Origin of the sequence: Rhodococcus spelaei (assembly GCF_006704125.1) — a bacterium.
GTDB classification, from domain to species: domain Bacteria; phylum Actinomycetota; class Actinomycetes; order Mycobacteriales; family Mycobacteriaceae; genus Rhodococcus_G; species Rhodococcus_G spelaei.
This window is the reverse complement of the sequence record NZ_VIGH01000001.1, coordinates 462,584-477,021: the sequence shown is the minus strand read 5'-3', so window position 1 is coordinate 477,021 and position 14,438 is coordinate 462,584. Positions and strand designations below refer to the sequence as shown.

Annotated in this window: 11 protein-coding genes; 7 read left to right on the top strand and 4 right to left on the bottom strand. The window is 68.7% G+C overall.

All coding sequences use genetic code 11. The features are described 5' to 3' along the window. Positions 1-220 precede the first annotated feature (220 nt). Both FK531_RS02165 and FK531_RS02160 read left to right on the top strand, forming a co-directional pair. The gene (locus tag FK531_RS02165; RefSeq protein WP_142095330.1) at positions 221-1,663 is read left to right on the top strand and encodes an FAD-binding oxidoreductase; all 1,443 of its coding nucleotides are present in this window, start codon (positions 221-223) and stop codon (positions 1,661-1,663) included. Further along, positions 1,660-2,976, top strand: a complete 1,317-nt coding sequence (locus FK531_RS02160) for a class I SAM-dependent methyltransferase (protein ID WP_142094978.1) — start codon at positions 1,660-1,662, stop codon at positions 2,974-2,976. The genes FK531_RS02165 and FK531_RS02160 overlap by 4 nt, the downstream gene beginning before the upstream one ends. A 127-nt stretch (positions 2,977-3,103) precedes the next feature. Here the strand turns inward: FK531_RS02160 and FK531_RS02155 are convergent, their stop codons facing one another. From FK531_RS02155 to FK531_RS02145, 3 genes are all read right to left on the bottom strand, one after another. Further along, complete coding sequence (locus FK531_RS02155; protein ID WP_142094977.1) at positions 3,104-5,245, bottom strand: 3-hydroxyacyl-CoA dehydrogenase NAD-binding domain-containing protein; 2,142 nt, start codon at positions 5,243-5,245, stop codon at positions 3,104-3,106. A 31-nt stretch (positions 5,246-5,276) separates the two neighbouring features. Continuing rightward, a complete protein-coding gene (locus tag FK531_RS02150) occupies positions 5,277-6,491 on the bottom strand; it encodes an acetyl-CoA C-acetyltransferase (protein WP_142094976.1) in 1,215 nt (404 codons plus the stop codon). 146 nt (positions 6,492-6,637) lie between these two features. After that, positions 6,638-7,027 carry a hypothetical protein gene (locus tag FK531_RS02145; protein ID WP_142094975.1) on the bottom strand — a complete coding sequence of 130 codons (390 nt, stop codon included), beginning with the start codon at positions 7,025-7,027 and terminating at the stop codon, positions 6,638-6,640. Positions 7,028-7,289: 262 nt separating this feature from the next. Here FK531_RS02145 and FK531_RS02140 point away from each other — a divergent pair, with 262 nt between their 5' ends. From FK531_RS02140 to FK531_RS02130, 3 genes are all read left to right on the top strand, one after another. Further along, positions 7,290-8,225, top strand: a complete 936-nt coding sequence (locus FK531_RS02140; protein ID WP_142095329.1) for an acyl-ACP desaturase — start codon at positions 7,290-7,292, stop codon at positions 8,223-8,225. A 109-nt stretch (positions 8,226-8,334) separates the two neighbouring features. Beyond that, the gene (locus FK531_RS02135) at positions 8,335-9,306 is read left to right on the top strand and encodes an alpha/beta hydrolase (protein WP_142094974.1); all 972 of its coding nucleotides are present in this window, start codon (positions 8,335-8,337) and stop codon (positions 9,304-9,306) included. A gap of 61 nt (positions 9,307-9,367) precedes the next feature. Beyond that, a complete protein-coding gene (locus FK531_RS02130; RefSeq protein ID WP_142094973.1) occupies positions 9,368-9,712 on the top strand; it encodes a GNAT family N-acetyltransferase in 345 nt (114 codons plus the stop codon). A gap of 51 nt (positions 9,713-9,763) precedes the next feature. Here FK531_RS02130 and FK531_RS02125 read toward each other — a convergent pair whose 3' ends face one another. Beyond that, positions 9,764-12,058: a DNA polymerase III subunits gamma/tau gene (locus FK531_RS02125; protein WP_142094972.1), complete on the bottom strand. Its 2,295-nt coding sequence runs from the start codon at positions 12,056-12,058 to the stop codon at positions 9,764-9,766. Positions 12,059-12,217: 159 nt separating this feature from the next. Here FK531_RS02125 and FK531_RS02120 point away from each other — a divergent pair, with 159 nt between their 5' ends. Then, positions 12,218-12,814: a dihydrofolate reductase family protein gene (locus FK531_RS02120; protein ID WP_142094971.1), complete on the top strand. Its 597-nt coding sequence runs from the start codon at positions 12,218-12,220 to the stop codon at positions 12,812-12,814. Positions 12,815-13,033: 219 nt separating this feature from the next. After that, a complete protein-coding gene (locus FK531_RS02115; protein ID WP_181762779.1) occupies positions 13,034-14,383 on the top strand; it encodes an ammonium transporter in 1,350 nt (449 codons plus the stop codon). The last annotated feature ends 55 nt before the right edge of the window (positions 14,384-14,438 follow it).

The window sequence follows — 14,438 nt, the reverse complement described above, 5'->3', positions numbered from 1 at the left end:
CTCGTGATGACGTTGCCGTCGGCACCATCGTGCCCGCTCCGTCGGCGACGGGGAAGTCCCGCAGTGAGACCTGTGCCCTGGATCACGAAGCCCGACGACGAGTCCAAACAGAGGTGCGCTCGCAACGTTTTCGTGACGTTTTCGGACTCGGCCGCAACCTGCTGTCGCAGCGATCGTCGGCAAGGGATAGCGTCGGAGGGTGGCTGTCACTTCGAGTGCATTGCGCAAACGAGTTGGTCGACGATCGTCCACACCGCGCGAGGTCGGGGCGCCCGCCCACCGCGCGGGGGTCGAACGTCTGCTGGCGAGCTATCACGCCATCCCACCCTCCGCGACCGTGCGACTGGCAAAGAAGACGTCCAACCTCTTCCGGGCCCGGGCCCGGACAAACGCGCCCGGCCTGGACGTTTCCGGCCTGTCCGGCGTGATCTCGGTCGACCCGGTGGCACGCACCGCCGACGTCGCCGGCATGTGCACGTACGAGGACCTGGTCGCGGCCACGCTCCCCTACGGCCTTGCGCCACTGGTGGTGCCGCAGCTCAAGACCATCACCCTCGGCGGCGCCGTAACCGGGCTCGGCATCGAGTCCACCTCGTTCCGCAACGGGCTACCGCACGAGTCGGTGCTCGAGATCGACGTGCTCACCGGCAGCGGCGAGATCGTCACCGCCACCCCGGACGGCGAACACGCGGACCTGTTCTGGGGTTTCCCGAACTCGTACGGCACGCTCGGCTACTCCACCCGGCTGCGGATCGAACTCGAGCCAGTCAAACCCTTTGTCGCACTACGCCATCTGCGCTTCGACGATCTCACCGAACTGCAGACCACGATGGACGCCGTCGTGGAGTCGCGCAGCCACGACGGGATCGCGGTCGACTACCTCGACGGTGCGGTGTTCTCCGCGTCCGAGAGCTACCTCACCCTCGGTGTGCAGACCGACGAGCCCGGGCCGGTCAGCGACTACACCGGCCAGGACATCTACTACCGGTCGATCCAGCACGAGTCGGTCACCCACCCGAAGACCGACCGTCTCACCATCGCCGACTACCTGTGGCGCTGGGACACCGACTGGTTCTGGTGCTCGCGCGCGTTCGGTGCGCAGAACCCGCGGATCCGGCGACTGTGGCCGAAGCGCTACCGCCGCAGCAGCTTCTACTGGAAGCTCATCGCCCTGGACCAGAAGTACGACATCGGCGACCGTCTCGAGCGGCGCAAGGGCAACCCCCCGCGCGAACGGGTCGTGCAGGACGTCGAGGTGCCGATCGAGCGGACCGCAGACTTCGTACGCTGGTTCCTGCGGGAGGTCCCCATCGAACCGCTGTGGCTGTGTCCGCTGCGGCTGCGCGAACCCGGTCCCGCCGGGGCCTCCGCCGTCCGTCCGTGGCCGCTGTACCCGCTCGAACCCAAGCGCACCTACGTCAACATCGGCTTCTGGTCGTCGGTCCCGATCGTGGCGGGCGAACCCGAAGGCGCCGCGAACCGGCTGATCGAGCGCACGGTCACCGAGTTCGACGGACACAAGTCGCTCTACTCCGACTCCTACTACTCGAAGGACGAGTTCACCGCGCTCTACGGCGGCGAACGATACGACGAACTGAAGAAGCGATACGACCCCGACTCACGTCTCCTCGACCTGTTCTCCAAGGCGGTGCAACGCAAGTGACGACATTCAAAGAAGACAAGACCTCGACCGGGAACGGCGTAGGCAAGCTCTCCATCGCGGAGATCCTGGAAGCCGTTGTCGGCGAAGATATTCCGGTGCGCTTCTCCGCCTACGACGGCAGCAGCACCGGCGCGCAGGACGCCAAGTACGGACTGGACCTGAAGTCGCCGCGAGGCACCACCTACCTGGTGACTGCCCCCGGCGACCTGGGCATGGCCCGCGCGTACGTCTCCGGGGACCTCGAGGCCACGGGCGTACATCCGGGCGACCCGTACGAGATCCTGCGCGTCCTCGGCGACCAGCTGCACTTCAGCCGTCCGTCCGCGAAGGAGCTGGCGGCCATCACCCGGTCCCTCGGCTGGGAACTGCTCAAGCCGGTCGCACCGCCGCCGCAGGAGCACCTGCCGCGGTGGCGCCGGTTCGCGGAAGGCTTGCGGCACTCCAAGACCCGCGATGCCGAGGCCATCCACCACCACTACGACGTCTCCAACGCCTTCTACGAGAAGGTCCTCGGCCCGTCAATGACGTACACCTGCGCGGCCTACGAGTCCCCGGACCAGAGCCTCGAGGACGCCCAGGACAACAAGTACCGGCTGGTGTTCGAGAAGCTGAACCTGAAGCCCGGCGACCGGCTGCTCGACATCGGCTGCGGCTGGGGCGGAATGGTGCGTTACGCGGCACGGCACGGCGTCAAGGCGATCGGTGCGACGCTGTCCGCCGAGCAGGCGGCGTGGGCACAGAAGGCGATCGCGGACGAGGGACTGTCCGAGCTGGCAGAGGTCCGGCACTCCGACTACCGCGACATCACCGAGACGGGCTTCGACGCGGTGTCCTCGATCGGCCTGACCGAGCACATCGGCGTGCACAACTATCCGGCCTACTTCGAGTTCATCAAGGGGAAGCTGCGCGAGGGCGGTCTGCTGCTCAACCACTGCATCACCCGACCGGACAACAAGCACAACGCGCGGGCCGGCGGGTTCATCGACCGCTACGTCTTCCCGGACGGCGAGCTCACCGGGTCAGGACGGATCATCACCGAGATCCAGGACGTCGGGCTCGAGGTGCGGCACGAGGAGAACCTGCGCGAGCACTACGCGCTCACACTGGCCGGCTGGTGCCGCAACCTGGTCGACAACTGGGACGCCTGCGTCGCCGAGGTCGGCGAGGGCACCGCGCGGGTGTGGGGCCTGTACATGGCAGGTTCGCGGCTCGGCTTCGAGCGCAACGGGATCCAGTTGCACCAGGTGCTCGCGGTCAAGACGAGCCCGAAGGGCGACGCGGGTGTTCCGCTGCGTCCGTGGTGGAAGGCGTAGCCGGCAGCGACGAGGTACATCGGATCCGATCTGTGAAGGATTCCTCTCGGATACCGAGACGAATCCTTCACAAAACACAAAACCGCCCCCGACACCAGCACGGTGTCGGGGGCGGTTTTGCGTCGGATCAGGCCCTGAGCGAAGCGGGCGGGGTGAATCGCTCGCCGTACTTGGCCGCGAGCTCTTCGGCGCGCTTGACGAAGCCGGCCTTGCCGCCCTCGTAGCCGACGATGTACTGGTGCACACCACCGGTCCAGGCCGGGAAGCCGATGCCCATGATCGAGCCGATGTTGGCGTCGGCGCTCGTCATCAGCACACCCTCGTCGAAGCACTTCTGCGTCTCGATGGCCTCGACGAACAGCATCCGCTCGATGAGGTCGTGGATCGGGGCCTGGCTCGAGCCGGAGTTGAACTGCTCACGCAGGCCCGCCCACAGGCCGGTGCGCTTGCCGTCGACGTAGTCGTAGAAGCCGGCGCCGCCGAGACGGCCCTTGCGGTCGTTGCCCTCGACGAGGAAATTGATGACGTCTCCCGCCGGGTCCGCGGGCAGTTCCTTGCCCTCGGCCAGCGCCGCGGCCTTGGACTCCGCACGGATCTTCTGCATCAGCGTCAGGTTCAGCTCGTCCGAGAGCTGCAGCGGCGCCGCCGGGTAGCCGGCCTGCATACCGGCCTGCTCGATGGTGGCCGGCTCGATGCCCTCGGCGACCATGCCGATTGCCTCGTTGATGAAGGTGCCGATGACGCGCGAGGTGAAGAAGCCGCGCGAGTCGTTGACCACGATCGGAGTCTTGCGGATCGCCTGGACGTAGTCGAACACCCGGGCCAGCGCCTCGTCGGACGTCTTCTCACCGCGGATGATCTCCACCAGCGGCATCTTGTCGACCGGCGAGAAGAAGTGGATGCCGATGAAGTCTTCCTGGCGCTTGACGCCGGTCGCGAGACCGGTGATCGGCAGGGTCGAGGTGTTCGAGCCCAGCAGCGCGTTCGGCTCGACGACGTCCTCGATCTCCTGGAAGACCTTGGCCTTGAGCTCGGGGCTCTCGAAGACGGCCTCGACCACGAAGTCGACTCCCGCGAAGTCCGCGGCGTCCGCGGTCGGGGTGATGCGCGCGAGCAGTGCGGCCGACTTCTCCTCGGTGGTCTTGCCACGCGAGAGCGCCTTGGCCTCGATCTTCTCGGAGTACGCCTTGCCCTTGGTCGCCGCCTCGATGCTGACGTCCTTGAGGACGACCTCGAAGCCCGCCTTCGCGGAGACGTACGCGATGCCGGCGCCCATCATGCCGGCGCCGAGCACGCCGATCTTCTTGATCTCGCCCTTGGGGATGTCCTTCGGACGCGAGGCGCCCGAGCCGATGGCCTGGATGTCGAAGAAGAACGCCTGGATCATGTTCTTCGCGACCGGCCCGGTGACCAGCGAGGTGAAATAACGCGACTCGATCTTCAAGGCGTTGTCGATGTCGACCTGGCTGCCCTCGACGGCGGCCGCGAGGATCGCGCGCGGTGCCGGCATGTTCGCGCCCTTGAGCTGCTTGCGCAGGTTCGCCGGGATCGCGGGCAGGTTCGCCGCGAGCGCGGGGGTGGCCGGAGTGCCGCCGGGGATCTTGTAGCCCTTGACATCCCACGGCTGAACGCCGGACTCCGGGTTGGCCTTGATCCACGCCTTCGCGGCCGGGACCAGCTCCTCGACCGAGGACACGACCTCGTCGACCAGACCGGCTTCCTTGGCCTGCTGCGGCGCACGCTGCTGGCCCTGCAGGAGGTGCTGCGTCAGCGCGGTCATGATGCCGAACTTGCGGACGGTCCGGACGATGCCACCGCCACCGGGCAGCAAGCCGAGCGTGACCTCGGGCAGGCCGATCTTGACACCCTTGACGTCCGCGGCGATGCGGTGATGGGTGGCCAACGCGATCTCGAGGCCGCCGCCGAGCGCGGCACCGTTGATGCAGGTGACGACGGGCTTGCCGAGGGTCTCGAGGCGGCGCAGGTCGGCCTTGAGGGTCAGGCTGTGGTTGTAGATCTGCTCGGCCTGGTCCGGCTGGACGGCGAGGAGGTTCTTCAGATCGCCGCCGGCGAAGAAGGTCTTCTTGCCGGAGGTCAGCACGACGCCGGTGATGGCGTCCTTCTCCGCGTGCAGCCGGTCGACGGTCTCCTTCATCGAGGAGATGTACCGGTCGTTCATGGTGTTCGCGCCCTGGTTGGGGTCGTCGATGGTGAGCACGACGATGCCGTCGGCGTCCTGCTCCCAGGCGATGATGTTCTGTTCGCTCACTGTTTCGTCTCTCCTGATCGGTTCGTGAGCGTCAGACGCGCTCGATGATGGTGGCCACGCCCATGCCGCCGCCGATGCACAGCGTGACCAGGGCGTACCGGGCGTTGCGGCGCTCGAGCTCGTCGACCATGGTGCCGGTGATCATCGCGCCGGTCGCACCGAGCGGGTGGCCCATCGCGATTGCGCCACCGTTGACGTTGAGCTTCTCGTCCGGGATCTTCAGGTCCTTCTGGAACTTCATCGCGACCGACGCGAACGCCTCGTTGATCTCGAACAGGTCGATGTCGTCGACGGTCAGGCCGGCCTGCGCGAGCACCTTGTGAGCGGCCGGCGTGGGGCCGGTGAGCATGATGGTCGAGTCGGCGCCGGAGGTGGCGGTCGCGACGATGCGGGCGCGGGGGGTCAGACCCATGTCCTTGCCGGCCCGCTCGGAGCCGACGAGCACCAGCGCGGCGCCGTCGACGATGCCGGAGCTGTTGCCGCCGTGGTGGACGTGGTTGATCTTCTCGACCCAGTGGTACTTCTGCAGCGCGACGGCATCGAAGCCGCCCATGTCGCCGATCCCGGCGAACGCGGGGGCCAGGCCGGCCAGCGACTCGAGGGTGGTGCCCGGACGCATGTGCTCGTCCTGGTCGAGGACGGTGACGCCGTTGATGTCCTTGACCGGGACGACGGACTTGGCGAAGAAGCCGCCCGCCCACGCCTTCGCGGCGAGATCCTGCGAGCGGACCGCGTACGCGTCGACGTCCTCGCGGGTGAAGCCCTCCATGGTGGCGATCAGGTCGGCGCCGATGCCCTGCGGCACCAGGTAGGTGTCGAAGTTGGTGGCCGGGTCCTGCATCCAGGCACCGCCGTCGGAGCCCATCTTCACGCGTGACATCGACTCGACGCCGCCCGCGATGACCAGCTCGTCCCAACCGGAACGCACCTTCTGCGCGGCCATGTTCACGGCCTCGAGACCGGAGGCGCAGAAGCGGTTGATCTGCACGCCGCCGACGGTCTCGGGCAGGCCGGCGACGGTCACCGCGGTGCGGGCGATGTCGGCACCCTGATCACCGAGCGGCGAGACGACGCCGAGAACCATGTCGGAGATGCGATTCTCGTCGAGGTTCGGGAATCGGGTGCGCAGCTCGGCGATCAGCCCGGTGACCAGGTCGATCGGCTTCACGGAGTGCAGCGAGCCGCTGGCCTTTCCCCGTCCACGTGGGGTTCGGATGGCTTCATAAATGAATGCCTCTGTGGTCACGGTGTTCCTTCCTGTGCACGGCTGCGCCGCGTGCGAGCGGTTCGCTCTCGATCAGACGTCTGCGCCCGACGCCCCCGTTGACCGGCGCCTGGCCCGAGGCATACGCCTCGACGTGAGCCATACTAGAACGTGTTCCAAAATGGGGTCTAGGACCGAACCGATCGACCTGTGTGACCATTGCGATCACCGCGGCCGGCGTCGCGCGGCCGGTTCGCCCGATCAGCCCAGCCCGGCCTCGCGGGCCAGCACGATGACAGCCGCGCCAGTCCGGCCGCGAACACCAGCAGCGCCAGCGCCGCCACCGCGAACCCCATGTGCTCGACGAGGATCAGCATTCGCTGCTCCGTGAGCCGGTTCACGATCGCGACCGGGTCGCCGGCGGTCGACTCGTCGTAGACGGCGGTGACGCGGGTGCTCGCCTGGATTCCGACGATTCCGGCGAGCCCTGCCACGACACCTGCGGCCGCCCACGCGGGACGCCGGTTCGACGACTGCACCGGATCGGCGGCCGCCGCCACGGAACTGCTGATGCTCATCTGCGGACTCCTTCACTGCCCGCCTTCCGGCGGATCGACTGCAGATCAGGATTCGCCGCCCGGTGTCCCGACCACCAGGGTCGCGTGACCCGACCGGCCGGGAATTCACGGGCGAGACAGATCTGGATAAAGCGGACCGAAATCCTCGACAAGCTGGAACGGCCGCGGGTCGCGGTGTTGAATTGACGGGGCACGACTCCGGGCACCACGACGCGGGCGGCGGATCCACTCGGTCCCCAACGCCCTGGGAGTTCACATGGCGATGTTCTCGACTCCGGCACAACTCGACCTGCTCCGGGAGCTCGAACCCACGGTCGAGGCGAATCTCAACCGACATCTGTCGATCGCCAAGAACTGGAATCCGCACGACTACGTCCCGTGGGACGAGGGCCGGAACTTCGCCGCGATGGGCGGCGAGGACTGGGATCCCGATCAGTCGAGGCTTTCCGAGGTCGCGAAGGCCGCCATGATCACGAACCTGCTCACCGAGGACAACCTGCCCTCGTACCACCGGGAAATCGCGGCCAGCTTCTCCCGCGACGGGGCGTGGGGCACCTGGGTGAACCGGTGGACCGCCGAGGAGAACCGGCACGGCATCGTCATGCGCGACTACCTGACGGTGACCCGCGCGGTCGACCCGGTCCAGCTCGAACAGTTCCGCCTCGAGCACATGACCAACGGGCTCGTCTCGCCGATGGAAGGGTCGTTCCTGCATTCCGTCGCGTACGTGACATTCCAGGAACTGGCGACGCGACTCTCGCACCGAAACACCGGCAAGGCGTGTGAGGACGACGTCGCCGAGCGGATGCTCGACCGCGTCGCGGCCGATGAGAACCTGCACATGGTCTTCTACCGGAACCTCGCGGGCGCCGCGCTCGACGTGGCCCCCGACCCGGCGATGGAGGCACTCACCGAGGTGGTGACCAATTTCCAGATGCCCGGCTTGACGATGCCCGGATTCCGGCGCAACGCGGTGCTGCTGGCCAAGCACGGGATCTACGACCTCCGCCAGCACCTGGACGAGGTGCTGCTCCCCGTGCTGCGCATGTGGAAGGTGTTCGAACGCAACGACTTCACCGGCGCGGGTGAACGCGCCCGCGACCAGCTCGGCGACTACCTCGAGACGCTGCAACAGTCGGCGACCCGGTTCGAGGAGTCGCGCGAACGCACGCTCGCCAGGGAGGCTGCGCGCGCCTGACAGGTCGGTCGACCCGTCGAAGCTGATTCTTGCGGATGGCCAGCGCGCTTGCCGCCACCGTCCTATCGTATCCGTGACACGCGGTTACGGTCAGGGCAAAGGGGTCGGGATGCGAACGGGCGAATCCACGGTGTGGCACTGGAACACCAGCCTGCGGGCTCACGTGATCTCTGCTTTCGCGCGGACTGTCGTCAAGCCGTTGTTCACGATCTGGCCGACCACCGACCGCGGGATCCTGGCGCTCGCCGGACTCGAGACGTACCTCGACCGGCTGCCCGCACCGCCGAACGTCACCGTCGAACCGCTGCTGCTGGGCGGGGTGCGCTGCGAGCGGGTCACCCACCCGCGCCACGCGACCGACTCACTCGACGGCGCGACCATCCTGTACCTGCACGGCGGCGGTTTCGTGTTCTGCGGTCTCGGCACGCACCGTGCGGCGTGCGCTCTGCTCGCGGCGCGCGCCGGTGTTCCCGTCGTCTCGGTCGAGTACCGCCAGCTCCCGCACGGCGGCGTCGGGACCTCGATCGCCGACGCGATGTCCGCGTACCGGGCACTGCTCGACTCCTGCGAGGACCCGTCGAAGATCATCGTCGCGGGTGACTCCGCCGGCGGCTACCTCGCGATGAAGGTCGCCGAGATCGCCGCACTGCAGGGCCTGCCCACTCCGGCCGCCGTGATCGGGTACTCGCCGCTGCTGAATCTGCACCTCGAGAAGCACGACCCGCAGTTCATGCGCAAGGACGCGTACCTGCCGATGAGCCAGGTGCACAAGCTCAAGGACCGCTGGCTCTCCGGCCCGGACGCGATCATCGGGGCGGACTCCCCCGTCGACGCGGACCCGGCGCTGTTCCCGCCGGTGTTCCTCGCCGCCGCGGAGTACGAGCTGATGCGGCCCGACGTCGAACTCCTCACCGAGCGCTTCGAACGGGCCGGCCGTCCCATCGAGACACACCTGTGGAGCGGGCAGATCCATGCGTTCCCGGTGCTCGGATCGATCCTGCCGGAGGGCCAGGAGATCGTCGGGCTCAGCGTGGACTTCGTTCGCCGCAACATCGGCGCCAGGCGCAAGAAGTCCGCCTGACGAATCGGACCCGCGAGCCGGACGGTCGGCGGCACTGGCGCCGCCGGGGCATAGTGGATTCATGACGGACGAACGAGACTCGACCGCCCAGTCCCCCACCGTGCGCGACGCCGGGCATCGGTACGAGGTACGGCTCGGCGACGAACTCGCGGGCTTCACGGAATACCTCGACCGGGACGGTCAGCGAATCTTCTTCCACACCGAGATCGACGACCGGTTCGCCGGGCGAGGCCTGGCCGGAATCCTGGTGCACGACGCGCTCACCGCGACCGTCGCCGCAGGCAAGCGGATCGTCCCGATCTGCCCCTACGTGGCGAAGTACCTCGGCAGGCACGACGAGTTCGCTGCCAGCGTCGATCCGGTCACCCCTGCGGCGTCGGAGGCGGTGCGGTCGGCCCGTCGCTGACTTCGCAGAGGCGGATCCGGCCGTCGCCGAAGCCGAACCAGGTCGGCCCGACTATCCGTCGATTCGCTTGGCGCCCAACTCGGACTCGAGCAGCTCGAGTGCCATCTCCTCCGGGTCACGGCGCACGGACGGGTCGGCCGGCTGCGCGGCCTGCGCCATCATCTCTTCCTCGTCCTCGGGCGTCACCGAGTCCGGGGTGGACGGCTCGACCGGCGGCGGGCCCGGGTCGTCCGGGTAGTCCGGGTAGTCCGGCGGTGGGATGTCGTCGACTGGCGGTCCCGCTGTCGGCTCGGGCCGCGACGACGCCTCCGGAGCCGGCGACGCGGCGGGAGCCGGCTGGGCCTGGCCCTGACTCGGTCGCGAGAACCGAGGTCCACCAGTCGCTTTCGGCTGTTGACGAGGAGTCTGCGCTCTGGGCTGCTCGACCGGTTCAGCCGTGCCGACCTCGCAGTCGATCGCCCAGTCCACCCCGAACACGTCGCGCAGCGCATCGCGGATCACCTCGGCGTTGCGCGGTTCCACCAGCCGCTTGGCCAGCGGGGCGGAGGCATGGCTGAGGATCAGGCGATTGTTCTCCACCGCGCGCACAGTCGCGCCGGAGAGCATGACCTCGACGGTGCGACTGCGGTCGCGCACCTTCGCGCGCACCTCGGACCAGACCGTCCGGACGGCCGCGGCGTCGGGCTGCCCGGCGGTCGTCGTGGGTGCAGCCTCGAGCTCGGGCTCGGGCTCGGGCTCGGGTTCCGGCGGCGCACTGGACTCCGGCTCCGGGAGTGCGGGTTCGACTGCCGGAGCGACGAATTCGGGCTCCACCGCAACGGAATCGACGGCAGCCGGCTCGGGCACGATCACCGGGTCTGGAGCCGTCGGTTCGGGCACGCTCACGGGCTGGGCCGCGATGGACTCCGCCGCGGGCGGCACCTGCGGAGGCTCCGACATAACCGGCACCGCCGCAACGGGTTCCACCGCAACGACGGGTTGCGGCGGCGAGGTCACGGGCTCCGGGCTCACGGGCTCCGGGTTCGCAGGCGGGGCCGGCTCCGGATGCCGCGAGGGTGCCACGGCAGCCCGCTGCGAGGGTCGCTGGTACATCGGCGCGGGCCCCGGATCGGTCGGCGCGCTCAGTCGCTGGGGCGGCTCCACGGGTTCGGCCAAGCGCGCCGCCGTCGCCTGTTCTCCCGCGGGGAGGCTGACGTCCGCACGACGCTCGAGACGTTCGAGTCGTTGCAACACAGCCGATTCCGCATCCGTGGCCGAGGGCAACAGCATCCGCGCGCACATCACCTCGAGGAGCAGCCGCGGCGCGGTCGCACCACGCATCTCGCCGAGCCCCGAGTGCAGCAGCTCCGCGTACCGAGCCAGCGTGGCAGGCCCGATCCGCTCGGACTCCTCACGCATCCGTTCGAGCACGTCTCCCGGCGCGTCGACGAGCCCGCGTTCACCCGCGTCCGGCACCGCCCGCATCAGGATCAGGTCGCGGATGCGCTCGAGCAGGTCCACCGCGAACCGGCGCGGATCGTGGCCGGCATCCATCACCTTGTCCACGGTCCCGAACAGCGCGGCGCCGTCACCTGCCGCCAGGGCGTCCACCGCGTCGTCGATCAACGCGACATCGGTGACGCCCAGCAACGCGAGCGCGCGGGCGTAGGTCACGCCCTCCGGCCCGGCCCCGGCGAGCAGCTGGTCGAGCACACTGAGCGAGTCACGGGGCGAGCCGCCGCCGGCGCGGATCACCAGCGGGTACACCGCGGGCTCGACCGTCACGTGCTCCTGCGCACAGATCTTCTCGAGCAGACCGCGCATCGTGTTGGGCGCGAGCAGCCGGAACGGGTAGTGGTGGGTGCGCGAGCGAATGGTCGGCAGCACCTTTTCCGGTTCGGTGGTCGCGAACACGAAGATGAGGTGCTCCGGCGGCTCCTCCACGATCTTGAGCAGGGCGTTGAAGCCCTGTGTGGTGACCATGTGGGCCTCGTCCACGATGAAGATGCGGTATCGGGACTCCGCCGGCGCGTAGAAGGCCTTGTCCCGCAGCTCGCGGGTGTCGTCGACGCCGCCGTGGCTGGCCGCGTCCAGTTCGATCACGTCGAGGTTGCCCGGACCGCCGGGGCCGAGCGCGATGCAGGAGTTGCAGACCCCGCACGGCGTGGACGTCGGGCCCTCGACACAGTTGAGCGAGCGGGCGAGGATGCGGGCGGAGGACGTCTTGCCACATCCGCGCGGGCCCGAGAACAGGTACGCGTGGTTGATGCGTCCGGCGTCGAGTGCTGTGCTCAGGGGCTCGGTGACGTGCTCCTGCCCCACCACCTCAGCGAAGGTCGCCGGTCGATACTTCCGGTAGAGGGCCACGCCGTGAGGGTACCGGCGGACCCCGACACCGCGGTGACGGACCCGAACTGCAGTGTGTCTCACATCACACCCGAGGAGCGAGTGGGCGACGATGACTTCGGAGTCGTGCGACGGTCTCCACTACCGCACACCCCCAACCGAACAAGAGGAGCGAGACCCATGCGCATCGTGATCAGTGAGTTCATCAGCGTGGACGGCGTGGTGCAGGCGCCCGGTGGACCCGACGAGGACACCACGGGCGGCTTCGCACACGGCGGCTGGTCACACCCGTTCTTCGATCCGGAGGTGGTCGGCGGCGCCTTCGACGACGCGCTGTCCACGGCCGAGTCGTTGCTGTTCGGGCGACGCACGTGGCAGACGATGGCGGCGGCCTGGCCCGAACGTGCAGGCGACCCGTTCGCCGACCGGATGAACGCCATCCCGAAGTACGTCGTGTCCGACACCCTCACCGACGACGGGATGACCTGGGAGAACACCACCCGCATCCCCGGCGGCGAGGCCGTCGCCGGCATCCGGACGCTGCGCGCGACCGACGGCGGCGACCTTCTCGTGATGGGGAGCCCGACGCTGGTCCGCACCCTCCTGAGCGAGGGCCTGGTCGACGAACTCCGGCTCATGGTCATGCCGGTACTCCTCGGCGGCGGCAAGTCGATCTTTCCCGAGGACGGTGGGCTGCACACCCTCGAACTGGTCTCCACGACCATCAGCGACGCGGGCGTGCACGTCTGCACCTACCGGCCGGTCGCCACGGGGTAGGCCGAGCGGTCGGTGAGGCGGGGGCCTCGTCGGGCCGGCAGGCCGGAATGCCGCCCCGGTTCGGGGCGCCGCGGCGGTGAACGACCCGGCACTCGGGATGAATCGGGCGTGGTGAGGATCGTGAAACACAGCCGCAACATGCCTGCAGTGCGGAGGAAACCCCAACCCGCCATCGTCAATCCCCGGGCGCGGCTCGGGCCGCGCGTGAGGAGAGTTGACGTGCATTCGATCGACACCGGGGACACCGCCTGGCTGCTGGTGAGTACCGCACTGGTCCTGTTGATGACGCCCGGCCTTGCCCTGTTCTACGGCGGCATGGTGCGCTCGAAGGGCGTCCTGAACATGATCATGATGAGTTTCGTCGCGATCGCCCTGGTCACGGTGGTGTGGCTGGTCCTCGGGTACAGCCTCGCCTTCGGTGACGACATCGGCGGCGGCCTGCTCGGCGGGTTCGAGCACGTCGGCATGGCCGGCATCAACCCGGACACCGTGCACGGCACCGTGCCGGAGTTCCTGTTCGCGACCTTCCAGCTCACGTTCGCGATCCTCACAGCCGCACTGATCAGCGGTGCGATCGCCGACCGCGCCAAGTTCTCGGCCTGGATGGTGTTCGTCCCGGTCTGGGCGCTGGTCGTCTACGTTCCGGTCGCGCACTGGGTGTGGGGACCGGACGGCTGGATCGCCAAGCTCGGCACCCTCGACTACGCGGGCGGGCTGGTCGTGGAGATCGTCTCCGGCGCCTCCGGCCTCGCGCTGGCCCTCGTCCTCGGCCCGCGCATCGGCTTCCGGTCCGAGCCGATGCGCCCGCACAACCTGCCGTTCGTGCTGCTCGGCGTGGGCCTGCTGTGGTTCGGCTGGTTCGGCTTCAACGCCGGGTCCGCCCTGTCCGCGAACGGCACCGCGGCGGCAGTGTTCCTCAACACGCTCGTGGCCGGCTGCACGGGCATGCTCGGCTGGGTACTCGTCGAGTCACGACGCGACGGGCACCCGACAACCTTCGGTGCGGCCTCCGGTGTGGTCGCCGGGCTGGTCGCCATCACTCCGTCCTGTGGCTGGGTGACGGTCCTCGGCGCCGCGGTCGTCGGCACGCTCGCCGGCGTCGTCTGCTCCTTCGCGGTCGGCTGGAAGTTCCGTTTCGGTTACGACGATTCCCTCGACGTGGTGGGGGTGCACCTGGTCGGCGGCATCGTCGGCACCATCCTCATCGGCCTGCTCGCCGCGAAGGTGATGACACACGGAGCTGCGGGACTCCTCTTCGGCGGCGGGCTGGGTCAGCTCGGTAAGCAGGCCCTCGCGATCGCGGTCGTCGGGCTCTACGCATTCGGCGTCACGTACGGCCTCGGCAAGCTGCTCGACCGCTACCTGGGATTCCGGGTGACGACCGAAGAGGAGATCGGAGGCGTCGACCTGGCCCTGCACGCCGAGTCCGCCTACGAGCACGCGGTGCTCGCGCACGGCGGTCCGACGCCGGGACTGCTCGGCCATCACCCGGGCCTGTTCCCGCCGCGCCACGAGGAGCGTCGCCATGGCGACGAGGAAGACGACCAGACCGCGGACATACGGGAGTAACCCGGCAACCGGTCGGCTACCATCCCCGGGGGTCCTGCCCCCGGACCGCGCCGCC

Coding starts and splice junctions, on each gene's coding strand:
- FK531_RS02120 (WP_142094971.1), top strand. CDS start 12,218: ATGCGCATCGTGATCAGTGAGTTCATCAGCGTGGACGGCGTGGTGCAG.
- FK531_RS02140 (WP_142095329.1), top strand. CDS start 7,290: ATGTTCTCGACTCCGGCACAACTCGACCTGCTCCGGGAGCTCGAACCC.
- FK531_RS02145 (WP_142094975.1), bottom strand. CDS start 7,027: ATGAGCATCAGCAGTTCCGTGGCGGCGGCCGCCGATCCGGTGCAGTCG.
- FK531_RS02135 (WP_142094974.1), top strand. CDS start 8,335: ATGCGAACGGGCGAATCCACGGTGTGGCACTGGAACACCAGCCTGCGG.
- FK531_RS02130 (WP_142094973.1), top strand. CDS start 9,368: ATGACGGACGAACGAGACTCGACCGCCCAGTCCCCCACCGTGCGCGAC.